The following is a 387-nucleotide window of genomic DNA, read 5'->3' on the forward strand; positions in this document are numbered from 1 at the left end:
AGGGTGCGCCAGCGGCCATGCGGGGCAAAGCCGCGCAATCTTTTGCCCCTCGGCCCCCACCCGCGTAACGGCGCCATGTTGGTGCGGATCCAGGTCTCGTCGATAAAGACGAGCCGCTTCGGATCGAAGCGGTCTTGCCAGGCTTTCCAGCGGGCTCTGCGCCGGGCAATGTCGGCGCGGCCCTGCTCAAGGGCGAACAGCGTTTTTTTTAAAGCTCAAGCCCTCGCGGCGCATGAACTGCCAGATGGCATTGTGGGAGACGCTCACGCCACGGGCGGCCAACTCATCCTTCAGCCGATGTAGCGTCAGATGCGATGTCTGCTCGATCTGCTCGACGATGAAGGCGCGGTGCGGCTCCAGCACACGTCGGCGATGGCCGCCCATCTT

The 387-nt window shown here is 64.1% G+C and carries 1 pseudogene; it reads right to left on the bottom strand.

The features are described from left to right. Positions 1–387, bottom strand: a pseudogene (locus ACQ7C1_RS31795) (IS630-like element ISRel6 family transposase); the annotation flags it as partial.

Origin of the sequence: Rhizobium sp. Nf11,1 (assembly GCF_050587665.1) — a bacterium.
Lineage (GTDB): Bacteria > Pseudomonadota > Alphaproteobacteria > Rhizobiales > Rhizobiaceae > Rhizobium.